Origin of the sequence: Nocardiopsis trehalosi NBRC 14201, assembly GCF_001552555.1 — a bacterium.
Lineage (GTDB): Bacteria > Actinomycetota > Actinomycetes > Streptosporangiales > Streptosporangiaceae > Nocardiopsis_B > Nocardiopsis_B trehalosi.
The window spans coordinates 1-12,399 of sequence record NZ_BCRK01000184.1 but is presented as its reverse complement, the minus strand read 5'-3'; the positions used below and the strand labels follow the sequence as shown (position 1 = coordinate 12,399).

The 12,399-nt window shown below is 74.7% G+C and carries 11 protein-coding genes and 1 pseudogene; 5 read left to right on the top strand and 7 right to left on the bottom strand.

Features of this window, described 5'->3' with window-relative positions; genetic code table 11:
- Positions 1 to 231: 231 nt before the first annotated feature.
- The gene (locus NT8_RS23500; protein WP_067973771.1) at positions 232 to 1,449 is read right to left on the bottom strand and encodes an ROK family transcriptional regulator; all 1,218 of its coding nucleotides are present in this window, start codon (positions 1,447 to 1,449) and stop codon (positions 232 to 234) included.
- Between the two features lie 265 nt (positions 1,450 to 1,714).
- Between NT8_RS23500 and NT8_RS23495 the strand changes: the two genes are divergently transcribed.
- The 5 genes from NT8_RS23495 to NT8_RS23475 all read left to right on the top strand — a co-directional run bounded on the left by NT8_RS23495 (position 1,715) and on the right by NT8_RS23475 (position 7,277).
- Positions 1,715 to 3,004 (top strand): extracellular solute-binding protein, encoded by a 1,290-nt coding sequence (locus NT8_RS23495; protein WP_067973768.1) that lies wholly within the window; start codon positions 1,715 to 1,717, stop codon positions 3,002 to 3,004.
- Positions 3,005 to 3,102: 98 nt separating this feature from the next.
- The gene (locus tag NT8_RS23490) at positions 3,103 to 4,092 is read left to right on the top strand and encodes a carbohydrate ABC transporter permease (RefSeq protein ID WP_067973766.1); all 990 of its coding nucleotides are present in this window, start codon (positions 3,103 to 3,105) and stop codon (positions 4,090 to 4,092) included.
- Positions 4,089 to 5,018: a carbohydrate ABC transporter permease gene (locus tag NT8_RS23485; RefSeq protein WP_067973763.1), complete on the top strand. Its 930-nt coding sequence runs from the start codon at positions 4,089 to 4,091 to the stop codon at positions 5,016 to 5,018. Before NT8_RS23490 ends, NT8_RS23485 begins: the two co-directional genes overlap by 4 nt.
- Before the next feature lie 160 nt (positions 5,019 to 5,178).
- Positions 5,179 to 6,636 carry a glycoside hydrolase family 3 protein gene (locus tag NT8_RS23480; protein ID WP_067973761.1) on the top strand — a complete coding sequence of 486 codons (1,458 nt, stop codon included), beginning with the start codon at positions 5,179 to 5,181 and terminating at the stop codon, positions 6,634 to 6,636.
- A gap of 188 nt (positions 6,637 to 6,824) precedes the next feature.
- Positions 6,825 to 7,277 carry an RrF2 family transcriptional regulator gene (locus tag NT8_RS23475; protein ID WP_067973759.1) on the top strand — a complete coding sequence of 151 codons (453 nt, stop codon included), beginning with the start codon at positions 6,825 to 6,827 and terminating at the stop codon, positions 7,275 to 7,277.
- 79 nt (positions 7,278 to 7,356) lie between these two features.
- Here the strand turns inward: NT8_RS23475 and NT8_RS23470 are convergent, their stop codons facing one another.
- The 6 genes and pseudogenes from NT8_RS23470 to NT8_RS23445 form a co-directional block, all read right to left on the bottom strand.
- Entirely contained in the window at positions 7,357 to 7,824 is a 468-nt protein-coding gene (locus tag NT8_RS23470; protein WP_067973756.1) for a Dps family protein, read from the bottom strand.
- A gap of 202 nt (positions 7,825 to 8,026) precedes the next feature.
- Entirely contained in the window at positions 8,027 to 8,386 is a 360-nt protein-coding gene (locus NT8_RS23465; RefSeq protein ID WP_067973753.1) for a helix-turn-helix domain-containing protein, read from the bottom strand.
- A 158-nt stretch (positions 8,387 to 8,544) separates the two neighbouring features.
- The gene (locus NT8_RS23460; protein WP_067973750.1) at positions 8,545 to 9,033 is read right to left on the bottom strand and encodes a CinA family protein; all 489 of its coding nucleotides are present in this window, start codon (positions 9,031 to 9,033) and stop codon (positions 8,545 to 8,547) included.
- Positions 9,030 to 9,626: a CDP-diacylglycerol--glycerol-3-phosphate 3-phosphatidyltransferase gene (pgsA, locus tag NT8_RS23455; RefSeq protein ID WP_067973748.1), complete on the bottom strand. Its 597-nt coding sequence runs from the start codon at positions 9,624 to 9,626 to the stop codon at positions 9,030 to 9,032. Before pgsA ends, NT8_RS23460 begins: the two co-directional genes overlap by 4 nt.
- The gene (gene rimO, locus NT8_RS23450; RefSeq protein WP_067973745.1) at positions 9,623 to 11,056 is read right to left on the bottom strand and encodes a 30S ribosomal protein S12 methylthiotransferase RimO; all 1,434 of its coding nucleotides are present in this window, start codon (positions 11,054 to 11,056) and stop codon (positions 9,623 to 9,625) included. The genes pgsA and rimO overlap by 4 nt, the downstream gene beginning before the upstream one ends.
- Before the next feature lie 149 nt (positions 11,057 to 11,205).
- A pseudogene (locus NT8_RS23445) lies at positions 11,206 to 12,399 on the bottom strand (hypothetical protein); the annotation flags it as partial.

Genomic DNA, 12,399 nt, shown 5'->3' with positions numbered 1-12,399 from the left:
CCGCCCTGGGCCCCCGCTGTGCCAGCCTGCGAAGCAGGCACAGTAGGGGAGAGGCCGCTCGCTGATCCGGAAGCCTTCAAAAAACACTCCCTAGCGGCCCCGGAGGCGCCGGAGGGGCGGCCGCGCCGCCCGGTCCGGCACCGGTCGGCGTCCCCGGACGGCCCGGCACCGGCCACCCGGCCCCGTACATCCACGGCGCCGCCCGGTCGCGGCCGGGCGGCCGGTGCCGGGTCACTCCACGGTCGAGGCGAAGACCTGCTCGCGGGCGTGGCGGAGGGCGAGGAGGAGGGCGCCGCGCAGGACCGGGTTGCCGTCGACCCGGCCGGTGGCGACCTCGGGGGCGTTGGGGCCGATGCGGGCGGCGTGCCGGGCGACCCGGGCGGCGAGGTCGGCGCCGCCCGCCTGGGCGACGTCGCCGCCGAGGACCACCAGCCCGGGGTCGAGGACCACGCAGACCGACGCCACCCCGCGCGCGACGCGCTCGGCCAGCTCGTCCAGGAAGGCGTCACCGGCCTCGCCCGCGTCCCGGGCGGCGGTGAGCACGCCGACCACGCTGTCCTCCGCGAAGCCGTGCGCGGCGCCGAGGGCGAGAATCTCCTGGGCGCCGACGAGCGCCTGGAAGCCGTGGGCCAGCGACGGCTTGCCGTAGGCGGTGCGCAGCGACTGGTAGCCGCCGGGGAGGCCGACGTCGTCGGGCAGCGGGGCGCCGGGGACGGGCAGGTAGCCGATCTCGCCCGCGCCGCCCGAGCGCCCGCTGTGGATGCGGTCGTCGAGCATGATCGCCATGCCCACGCCGCCGCCGCTGCCCAGCCACATCAGGACGAAGTCGGCGGTCTCGGCGGCCGCGCCCTCGGCGCGTTCGGCGAGCGCGGCGAGGTTGACGTCGTTCTCGATGAGGACGGCCCGCCGCAGGTCGGTGCGCAGGGCCTCCAGCACGCCTTCGTGCCAGGAGTGCAGGTCGAAGGAGAAGCGGACGTCGCCGGTGCGCGGGTCGACCACGCCGGGGGTGCCGATGACGCAGGCGGTCAGCTTGTCCAGCGGGACCCGGGCGCTCTCCAGCAGCTTGGCGACGGTGGTGTGCACGACGTCGACCGGGTCGGGCGAGGCCGCCGGGTCCACGCTCACCTCGCCGACGGTGCGGCCGGTGATGTCGGCGATCGCGGCGGTGACGCCGGTGGCGCTGACGTCGAGGGCGGCGACGTAGGCGCTGGAGGGCACGACCGCGTAGAGGGCGGCGTTGGGTCCGCGCCCGCCGGCCTGGCTGCCCACCACCTCCACCAGGCTGCGCTCCTCCAGGCGGGCGAGGAGCTGCGAGGCCGTCACCTTGGACAGGCCGGTCTCGCGCCCGAGCTGGGTCCGCGTGAGCGGACCCGAGGACAGGAGCAGCTCCAGCGCGGCCCGATCGTTGAGTTGCCGCAGCAGCCGAGGGGTCCCCGGGCGTCGAGACATAACCGTGACACCCATCTCTCTATTTATTAGGAAAGTTTCTTGTTAGTTTAGCCGCCAACCCGCACGAGGACACGCACGGGACGCCTGCCCGCCCGGCTCCCGGCACCCGCTCGATGGGCGACCCGAACACACAGGTGCTATCCCAGCACACCCCAGCATCCACGACGAAGCCCGCACTGCGTTCGTAGCCGTCCCAGAGATGTTCCGGGGGCGTCTTCTTCGACGCGACGTCGCGCGCGTGGCGACGCGTGAAGGGAGAAACCACGTGAGATTCCCGAAGATCGCAGCCGCCTCCACCGTGCTGCTCCTCGCCTCCGCCTGCGGCGGCGGGGGCGGCGAGGGTGGCACCGACCCCGCCGACGCGCCGGAGAGCCTGACCGTCTGGGTCATGGGCACCTCGCAGGACCCCCTCGTGGAGTACTTCGACGGCATCGAGCAGAAGTACCAGGAGACCTACCCCGAGACCGCGGTCGAGGTCGAGTTCATCCCGTGGCCGGACGCCCAGCAGTCCATCAACAACGCGATGGCCGGCGGCGACGCCCCCGACGTCCTGGAGGTCGGCAACGACCAGGTCGCCAACTGGGCGTCCCAGGGCGCCCTGCTCGACATCTCCGAGCAGGTCGAGGGCTGGGAGGAGGCGGCCGACATGGACCAGGCCGCCCTGGAGTACGGCACCTTCGACGGCGTCCAGTACGGCGTCCCGTGGTTCTCGGGCGTGCGCACCCTCTACTACCGGGCCGACTGGCTGCAGGACATCGGCATGGAGCCGCCCACCACGTGGGAGGAGCTGGTCGACGTCGCCAAGGCCATCGAGGAGGAGAAGGACGTGCCCGGCTTCGCCGCGCCGACCGACTTCACCAACGGCATCGCGAGTTTCATCTGGAGCAACGGCGGCGAGATCGCCGTGCAGAACGGCGACTCCTGGGAGGGCCGGCTCACCGACCCCGCCACGCAGGAGGCCATCGAGTTCTACGCCGGCCTGACCAGCGAGGAGAAGATCTCCCCGCAGAACTACGTCGGTGAGAACGAGCTGGTGCCGCTGGCCGACATGGCCAACGGCCAGGTCGGCATGTACATCGACGGCGGCTGGGCGCTGACCTCCATGGAGGAGCAGGCCGAGGACCCCGCCGTTCTGGAGGAGATCGCCGCCGCCCCGCTGCCCGGCGCCGACGGCATGGCCCCCGCGTTCGCCGGCGGCTCCGCGCTGACCGTGTTCTCCGCGTCCGAGCACCCCGAGTTCGCGTTCGAGCTGCTGGAGGTCATGGGCGGCAAGGAGGGCGGCCGCGACTACGCCGACGCGGGCGGCTTCTTCCCGGCCTACCCGGAGATGCTGGACGACGAGGCCTACCAGGAGGACCCGACCACCGCCGCCGCGGCCGAGCAGATGACCGAGACGAAGTTCTTCCCGCCCACGCCGAAGTGGAACGCCGCCGACCAGGACGGCAAGATCCTGCCCGGCGCGGTGCTGGACATCGTGCGCGGCGAGGACCCCGACGAGGTGCTCGCGGCCGCCAACGAGGAGCTGACCTCGATCCTCAACGAGCCGATCGAGTAGTCCCGGCCCCTCGTTCGGCAGGACGGGGGCGGGCACCGGCACTCCTTCCCCGCCCGGTGCCCGCCCCGGCCCGCGACCTCCCTGGAGTAGCCCCGCACATGGCACAGACCCTCCGGGCGGCCGAGGACGGCCGCCGCACCCGCACCGACCCGCCCGCTCCACCGCCTCCCCCGCGCCGCCGCCGGAGCGTGGCCCCCTACCTGCTCATCGGACCGTCGCTGGTCATCCTCGCCGTGGTCCTGCTCTGGCCCATCGCGCAGATGGTCGGGAACTCGCTGCACTCCTACACCTCGCGGCACCTGCTGCCCACCGGCCCGGACCCCGAGTGGAACTCCTTCGCCCACTACGCCCGGCTCCTCGGCGACCCGGAGTTCTGGACGATCCTGCGCAACACGGTGCTGGTCACCGGGCTCATGGTGGCGATCACCCTCATCCTCGGCACCCTCGTGGGCCTGCTGCTGCACCGGCTGCCGCGGTGGTACGCCAACGTGGTGGCCGTCGGCATGATGCTCGCCTGGGCCACCCCCGCGATGAGCGCCTCCCTGGTCTTCCGCTGGCTGTTCCTGCCCGAGCGGGGCCTGGTGAACGTGGTGCTGGACCGGCTGCCCGACGCCCTCGTGGGGTCGGGGTGGCTGAACTACAACTGGTTCCTCGAACCGGTGTCGCTGTTCAGCGTGCTCATCCTGGTGATCGTCTGGCAGTCGTTCCCGTTCGTGGCGGTGTCGGTGCTGGCCGGCCTCAAGAGCATCCCGAACGAGCTGTACGAGGCGGCGCGGGTCGACGGCGCCGGCGCCTGGCGGTCGTTCTGGAGCGTCACGTTCCCGATGCTGCGCCCGCTGTTCGCGCTGCTGCTGGTCCTCCAGGTCATCTGGAACCTGCGGGTGTTCACCCAGCTCTACATCCTGGCCAACAGCTTCCAGAACAAGTCCGTCTACCTGCTGTCGTACTACATCTACCAGCAGGGGTTCTCGGCCAGCCCGCCCAACTACGGCATGGGGTCGGCGATCGCGGTCGTGATGACCGTCATGATCCTCGCCGTCAGCGCCTACTACCTGCGCATCATGATCCGCCAGGGGGAGACCCGATGAGCACCGCCACCGCGCCGCCCGCCGCCGCGCCCCGACCGGCCCGCCGCCCCCGCCGGCTCCGCCCCGCGCGCGCCGTGCGCCGCGGCCTGCTGTACGCCGCCGGCGCGGCCGTGTTCCTGTTCTCGGTGTTCCCGGTCTACTGGATGGTCGTGACCGCGTTCAAGCCGGTCAGCGAGATCTTCTCCGGCACGCCCCGCCTGGTGCCCGCGGCGCCCACCCTGGAGCACTTCGACCGGGTGGTCAACGGCGAGCTCATCCCCGGCGTCGACTTCTGGCAGTTCCTGCTCAACAGCCTCATCGTGACCCTGGGGGCGGTGACGGCGGGCGCGCTGGTGTCCCTGCTGGCGGCGGTCGCCGTGGCCCGGTTCAAGTTCCGGCTGCGCTCGGCGTTCATCGTGCTGCTCATGGTCATCCAGATGGTGCCGATGGAGGCCATGATCATCTCCATCTTCATCAACTTCCGGCAGATCCAGGACGGCACCGGCGTGCAGATGCTGGGCAACCTCACCGGCATCCTCGTGGTCTACACGGCGGTGTCGCTGCCCATCACCATCATGATGCTGCGCGGCTTCGTCAACGCGGTCCCCAAGGAGCTGGAGGAGGCCGCGGCCATCGACGGCGCCGGCAACTGGACGATCTTCTGGCGCATCCTGATGCCGCTGGTCGCGCCCGGACTGGTGGCGGCGAGCATCTTCGCGTTCATCACCGCGTGGAACGAGTTCATCGTCGCGCTGACCTTCCTCGGCCGCAGCACCGACCACTACACCCTCCCGCTGACCCTGTCGTACTACTTCGGCCGGTTCGGCACCGAGTGGGGATCGATCATGGCGGCCTCCACCCTGCTCACCATCCCCGTCATGGTGTTCTTCCTGTTCGTCCAGCGCCGGATGGTCTCCGGCCTGACCATGGGCGCGGTCAAGGGCTGAGCCCGACCGCGCCGAGCGGGGACCGCGCCCCGTCCGCGCGCCCCGGCGGCCCACCCGCCCGCCGGGCGCGCGGCCCCACCGGGGCGCGGTGCCCCGCGCCCTCCCCCGCCCCCGCGCACCCCGCCCCAGCGCCACGAGCGCACCGAAGATCGGAGCCCTGATGCCCGCGGACCACGACCCCGCACTGGAGCGCCTCGCCAACGCCACCCTCCTGGTGCCGTTCGAGTCCTACGACGCCCCGCGCTGGGTGCTCGACGGCCTGGCGGACGGCGTCGCCGGCGTCTGCCTGTTCCACAACAACCTCGCCGGCCCCGAGCAGGTGGCGGCGCTCACCGCCCGGATCTCCGAGGCCGCCGACACCCCGCTGGTCTCCCTGGACGAGGAGGGCGGCGACGTCACCCGGATCGGGCAGGGCGCCGGCAGCGACTACCCCGGCAACGCGGCGCTCGGCGCCGTGGACGACCCCGCCCTCACCCGGGCGGTGCACACCGCCCTCGGCGCCGAACTGCGGGCGCTCGGGTTCACCCTGGACCTCGCGCCGTCGGTCGACGTCAACACCGCCGACGACAACCCCACCATCGGCACCCGCTCCTTCGGCTCCGACGCCGACCTCGTCGCCCGGCACGCCGCGGCGGCCGTGGCCGGCCTGCAGGAGGCGGGGATCGCCGCCGCCGCCAAGCACTTCCCCGGCCACGGGGCCACCCACCAGGACTCCCACACCGAGCTGCCGGTGGTCGACGCCGACCGCGACCTGCTGCACCGCCGCGAACTCGCCCCGTTCCGGGCGGCGATCGGCGCGGGCGTGCGCGCCGTGCTCACCGCGCACATCCGGCTGCCCGCCTACGGCATGACGGGCCCGGCCACGCTCACCCCGCGCATCCTGACCGGGCTGCTGCGCGAGGAGATGGGCTTCGGCGGCGTGGTGATCAGCGACGCGCTCGACATGCAAGGGGTCAGCGGCGACATCGGCATCCCCGAGGCGTCGGTGCGCGCCCTGATCGCCGGGTGCGACCTGCTCTGCCTGGGCCGCTTCGCCTACGCCGACGAGGTGGCGGCGGTGCGCGCCGCCGTGGTCGCCGCCGTCCGCGACGGCCGGCTGAGCGGGGAGCGGCTGGAGGAGGCCGCCGCCCGCACGTCCGCGCTGCGCGCGTGGACCGCCGGGCGGGGCGCCGCGGCGACGGTCGACGAGATCGGCCTGGACACCGCCCGCCGCGCGGTGCGCATCGACGGCACCCTGGCCGAGTTGCGCGACCCGGTCGTGGTCGAACTCGACGCCCCGCCCGGCATCGCCGTGGGCGAGGTCCCGTGGGGGCTGGGCCCGTGGTTCCCCGGCACCGAGCGGGTCGACCCGGCCGCCGCCGACGCGGCGGAGCTGCTGGCCCGCGCCGCGGGCCGCGACCTGGTCGTGGTGGTGCGCGACGCCCACCGCTTCCCCGCGGCCCGCGGGCTCGTGACCGAGCTGTGCCGGTCCCGCCCCGACACCGTGGTGGTCGAGATGGGCCTGCCCGTGTGGCGCCCGGAGTGCGCCGCCTACGTCAGCACCTACGGCGCCGCCCGGGTGAACGGGCAGAGCGCCGCGGAGCTCCTCGGCTGGGCCGGCGTGACGTCGGTACGCTGAGAACCGTCAGCGGCCGCGCGGGCGCCTCTCGGGGCGTCCGCGCGGCCCCCATCGGGCCCCCGGCGCCGTGCGCGCCGGAGGCTTCCTTCCCGGTAGGAGAAGTGCGATGCCGCGCAGCGCCACCCCGGGGCCGCCACGCCCCCGCCCCATTGACCCGAGCTCCCCGCGATTCACGGCATAATCGCAGCATGCGCCTTTCTGCCCGGGTCGACTACGCGTTGCGTGCCGCAGCCGAGCTGGCAGCCGCCAGTGGCGGCCCGGTTACGGCCGAACAGCTCGCACGCGCCCAGGCCATACCCGGAAAATTCCTGGAGAACATCCTCACCCAGCTCCGCCGCGCCGGCCTGGTGCGCAGCCAGCGCGGCCCCGTGGGCGGCTACTGGCTGGCCCGCGGCGCCTCCGAGATCTCCCTCGCCGACATCATCCGCGCGGTCGACGGCCCGCTGGCCAACGTGCGCGGTGAGCGCCCCGAACACGTCGACTACGACGGCGCCGCCCGCAGCCTCCAGCAGGTGTGGATCGCGCTGCGCGCCAACGAGCGCGCCATCCTGGAGAGCGTGACCCTGGAGCACGTCTCCACCGGCAAGCTGCCCGACAGCGTGCGGGTGCTCGCCGAGGACCCCGACGCCTGGGCCAGCTGACCCCCGGCCCCCGCACACGACGGCGCCGGCTGCCCCGCTGCGGGGCGGCCGGCGCCGCGGCGTCCGGTGGGCGCGCGGTTCAGCGCATGGCCTCGAACATCCAGTGCTGCTGCTCCAGGTCCTCCGAGGCGGCGATGAGCAGGTCCTGGGAGACGGGGTCGGCCTCCTCGGTGGCCGCGATCCGCTCGCGGAAGCGCTCGACCACGCCGCGCAGGGCGTCGGTGATCAGCGCGATGACCTTGTCGTCCTGGAGGTAGCCCGGGTCGGGCTGGGGGATCTTGGTGTCGGCGGCGACCTTGCCGGAGCGGCCGTCGGGGTTCACCCCGACCGCGACCGCGCGCTCGGCGAGGGTGTCGGTGTGGTCGCGCGCCGCGTCGACCAGCTCGTCGAGCTGGAGGTGGACGGAGCGGAACGTGCGGCCGACGACGTTCCAGTGCGCCTGCTTGGCCAGCAGCGACAGGTCGATGAGGTCCACGACCGCGCCCTGCAGCGCCTCGCCCGTGGTCGTCCGGGCGTCGTCACTCAGCGGACCGTGAATCTTCGCCATGATCGATCATCTCCCCCTGAGACGGTGGGTGTGCGCCTACTGCACTGCCCGACGAGCGCGCCGGGAAACGCGGCGCCCGGCCGGGCGCGCGGGGGGTGAGCAGGGCGGACACGGCGACGCCGACCGCTGGTGCGGCCGGCGTCGGAAACGGGGGCGGGCCCGCGCGGGGGCGCGGGCGGGGATGCTGTTCGGGGAGGGCGCCTCAGACGCCCACCATGTCGACGACCTCGGGGACGCGGTCGGGGACGGCGTCGATGCCGAGGCGGTCGGGGACGGGAACGGTCTCGGCCTGCACCGAGCCGCTGAGGAGCGCGGCCTCCTGGAGTTCGGCGAGCGCCAACTGGTCGGCGACCTCGCGCAGGACCTGGGAGAGCGGGACGCCCAGGGCGCCGCAGATCGAGGAGAGCAGTTCGGAGGAGGCCTCCTTCTGCCCGCGCTCGACCTCCGACAGGTAGCCCAGTGACACCCGGGCGTCGGCCGACACCTCGCGGAGGGTGCGGCCCTGCCGCTGCCGTAGCCGCCGTAGCACGTCACCAAGTAGGTGACGAAGCAGGACCATCATTCGCGCTCCCTCCCACCGGTAGCGACCATCATAAAAAACACCGTACCTGCCCAGCGCCGGATCGTCGCACCTCATGGCTCCCTGTTCGCTGGAGGGGTAACACGATCTTGGTGACGGTTTGTTCCCCGCCTGGGGGCGTTCGAACAGCCCGGAAGCGTCTATTTCGGCGTGGTCCGCGCCACGTCCGCGACGAGCAGGCGAAGCGCCTGCTCAACGGTCTGCTCGCGGATCTCGCCCCGGGTTCCGGACAGCGCGAACTCGGCAACGGTGGTGGGAGCACCGGGACCGGCGACGGCGGCGTAGACGGTTCCGACGGGCATGCCGTCCTGCGGTTCGGGGCCCGCGACCCCGGTGACGGCGACCCCGTAGGTGGTGCCGAGGACGCGGCGGACGCCCTCGGCCATGTACCGGGCGACGTCCGGGTGGACCGCGCCGTGCTCGGCGAGGAGCGCGGGCGGGACCTCCAGCAGCGCGGCCTTGACCCCGGTGGCGTAGGCGACCACGGCGCCCCGGAAGGTGGACGAGGAGCCGGCCACCCCGGTCAGGGCCGCCCCGATGAGGCCGCCGGTGAGCGACTCGGCGGTGGCGACCGTGGCGCCGCGCGCGTCGAGCACGCGGTGGGCTTCGTCGGCGGTGGTCGGGTTCACTTTCCGGACGCCTCCGCCCGTGCGGACCGGCGCAGCCGCGCCGCCGCCACGACGTAGTCGACGCCCGTCCACAGGGTGACGGCGAGGGCCGCCGCCATGAGCACGTGTGCGACCACGTGCAGCGGATCGGGCAGGGGGAACAGGTAGACGCTGATGGCCAGCACCTGGAGCACGGTCTTGAGCTTGCCGCCGCGGCTGGCCGGGATCACCCCGTAGCGGATGACCGCGAACCGGACCGCCGTGATGCCCCACTCGCGGACCAGGATGGCGATGGTCACCCACCACCACAGCTCGCCCAGCAGCGAGAGCACCACGAGCGCGGCGCCGGTGAGGGCCTTGTCGGCGATGGGGTCGGCGACCTTGCCGAAGTCGGTGACGAGGTTGCGGCGGCGGGCGAGTTCGCCGTCGACGCGGTCGGTGATGGCGGCGACCACGAACACCGCGAACGCGGCGAACCGCCAGCCCGGGTGGTCGAGGAACATGCACACCACGAACAGCGGCACCATGACGAGCCGGGTCATGGTGAGGATGTTGGCGATGTTCCAGAGCGGGACGGGGCGCGGGGCCGGCCCGGCGGCGGGGTCGTGCGTCACCGCGCACCCGGCCGATCGGCCGCCTCGGCGACCAGGTCGGCGCCGAGGGCCTCGGTCACCGTGGCGGTCGTGATGTCGCCGACCGCGAGCCCGGTGCCGTGCACGACGGTGCTGCCGTCGACCTCGGGCGCCTGGTGGGCGGCGCGCCCCTCGTAGGCGCCGTCGCCGAGGTCCTCCTCGATGAGCACCTCCACGGTCGAGCCGACGCGCTCCTCCGAGCGCTGTGCCATGAGCTCCTCCGCGAGCCGGTTGAGCCGGTCGGTCCGCTCGGCGATGGTGTCGTCGGGCACCTTGCCGGCGTGCCCGGCTGCCTCGGTGCCGTCCTCGTCGGAGTAGGCGAAGACGCCGATGGCGTCGAGCCGGGCCTCCTCCAGGAACGCCACCAGTTCGCCGAACTCGGCGTCGGTCTCGCCGGGGAACCCGACGATGAAGTTGGAGCGCGCGCCGGCCTCGGGCGCGTTCTTGCGCACGGCGGCGAGCAGGTCCAGGAAGCGCTCGCGGTCGCCGAAGCGCCGCATGCGCCGCAGCAGCGGGCCGCTGGCGTGCTGGAAGGACAGGTCGAAGTAGGGCACCACACCGGGGGTGCCGGTGAGGACGTCGACCAGTCCGGGCCGGACCTCGGCGGGCTGCAGGTAGCTCACGCGCACCCGCTCGATGCCGTCGACCGCGGCCAGCCGCGGCAGCAGGGACTCCAGGGCGCGGATGTCGCCGAGGTCCTTGCCGTAGGAGGTGGAGTTCTCGCTGACCAGGAACAGTTCGCGCACGCCCTGCCCGGCCAGCCACTCGGCCTCGCGGACGACGTCGTCGGGGCGGCGCGACAGGTAGGCGCCGCGGAAGGCGGGGATGGCGCAGAAGGTGCAGCGGCGGTCGCAGCCGGACGCGATCTTGAGGTTGGCGACCGGCCCGCCGGTCAGCCGGCGGCGCGGCACGCGCGGCCCCGACGCCGGGGCGACGCCGTCGGGCAGCGGGGTGAGCTCGGTGTGGCCGGGCACGTGGGCGCCGTGCGCCGGGCGCTCGGTGGGGGTGATCGGCAGCAGCGTGCGGCGGTCGCGGGGGTCGTGCGGGACCAGGGTCCGCCCGGCGACGACGTCGTCGAGCCGCTCGGAGATCTGCGCGTAGTCGTCGAACCCGATGACCTGGGCCTCGGGGAGGGCGGCGGCCAGCTCCGAGCCGTAGCGCTCGGCCATGCACCCGGCGGCGACGACCTTCGTGCCGTCGTCGGCGGAGTTCAGCAGCGCCTCGATGGAGTCCTGCTTGGCGGCCTCGATGAACCCGCAGGTGTTGACGACGACGACGTCGGCGCGGTCACCGGCGTCGGCGTCGACGAGGTCCCAGCCGCCGGCGGCCAGGCGGCCGGCGAGCTCCTCGGAGTCGACCTCGTTGCGCGCGCAGCCGAGGGTGACGAGGGAGACAGTACGGCGCGATGACATGGCTTCCAAGATTACGGGAGAACGGGGTGTGGCACACCGCCACACGTACCAGGGTAGATCCTCCCTCCCACGACTTCGGCCCCAAGGGGTGCTCCCACCCCCTGGGGCCGGTGTCGCCGCAGGTCGGCCGGTCGGCCGCCGCCGGGCGGTCAGTCGCCGGCGCCGCCGGGCCACAGCGCGCCGGGCGCGAGCGTGCGGTCCTCGTCCACGGCGCCGTCGGCCCCGTGGCCGGCGCGCTCGCCGTTGTCCTCGAAGGTGCTCCAGGCGGTGTCGCGCCGGACGTCGTCGTCCAGTCCGCGGACGGCGGCGACCCCGGCCGCCGCGGCGACCGCGACGGCCACCACCAGGACCACCGGCCACGGCCGGCGGGCGGCGTCGGCCGCGCCGGAGCGCCTCCGGCGGGTGCGGTCCGGGCGGTTCGGCGGCCCGGAGCGGCGGCGGCGCCGCCCGCCCGGCCGGCGGCGGCCCGGCCGCGCGCCCTCGGTGCCGGGCTCGTCGGCCTCGGCGGCCGCCGGGTCGGCGGCGAACGGGTCCTCCGTGCCGAACGGGTCCGCGTCGTCGCGGCCGTCCGGGGCGAAGGGCGCCGCGGGCGCGTCCGCCGGGTCGCGGACCGGCCCGGGCGGCCAGGCGCCGGGGTCGCGGGGCGCGGGCGGCCACGGCTCCCGGGCGTGCGGGGCGGTCCACGACCCGTGGTCGGGGCCGGGGTCCGGTGCCGCGTGGCGGGGCCGCGGGTTGGGCCGGGGCGCGTAGGCGGCCCAGCGGTCGCCCGCGCCGGCCCTCGGCGCGGGGGCCGGGGCGGGTGCGGGTGCGGCGGGTTCGATCCACGCCCCGCCGTCGGACCAGCCGCCGGACTCCACCCAGCGGCCCTCCCCGGCCCTCGGCGCGGGTGCGGCGGGCCGCTGCGGGGCGGCCCGGTACTGCTCCCAGCGCTCCTCGGGCGCGGTGGCGGCGCCCGGCCACGGCGCGGCCGGGTGTCCGGCGGGCCGGGCCGGCCGTTCGGGACGGGCGGCGGGGCCGGGGCCGGGCGCGCCGAGGTCGGCGGTGCCGCCCCAGGGGCGCCGCGGCTCGGTGTGGTGGGCCCAGCGGGCCGTCGCCGGCGCGGTGCGCTCCACGGGCGGCGCCGGGCGCTCGGCCTCCGGTGCGGACCGCCGCACCCGGGGCGCGGGGGGCACAGAGGGCGCCGGGACCGCCGGTGCCGCGGCGGCGGTGCGCTCCGGCGGCACCGCGGCGGGTGGCGGCACGGGCGGTGCGGCGGGCGGCGCGGGTACGGTCGGCTCCGCGACGGGCCGCACCGGCGGTACGGGCTCGCGGGCCGCCGCCGCGGCGGGTGCCGGCGGGGCCGG